Raw genomic sequence first — 245 nt, 5'->3', positions numbered from 1 at the left:
GACCTACCGGAACCGCCCTATGCCTTCGTCCAGGTGCAGGGCATCGCCCACCTCGGTGAAGATCTGCCCGAGGTACACCGGATCGCAACCGCCTGCGGGACGCGCTACATGGGCGCCGACCGCGGGCCGGAGTTCGGTGACCGCAACGGTGTTCCCGGCGAGTTGGTGATCTGGATCGAGCCGACCAAAGTCATTGCGGCCCTCGATATGACGGCCTAGCCGTCAGGTGCGGGTGGCTGCCGCCC

General features: G+C 67.3%; 1 protein-coding gene. It reads left to right on the top strand.

The window, feature by feature from the left end:
* Positions 1-219: pyridoxamine 5'-phosphate oxidase family protein (locus SB717_RS38685; protein ID WP_486360819.1), on the top strand; the 219-nt coding region annotated here is incomplete at its 5' end.
* Positions 220-245: the final 26 nt, after the last annotated feature.

It is taken from the genome of Priestia sp. SIMBA_032 (genome assembly GCF_046535215.1).
Lineage (GTDB): Bacteria > Bacillota > Bacilli > Bacillales > Bacillaceae_H > Priestia > Priestia aryabhattai.
Note: the sequence above shows the minus strand (reverse complement) of the source record. Positions and strands in the feature narration are given on the sequence as shown.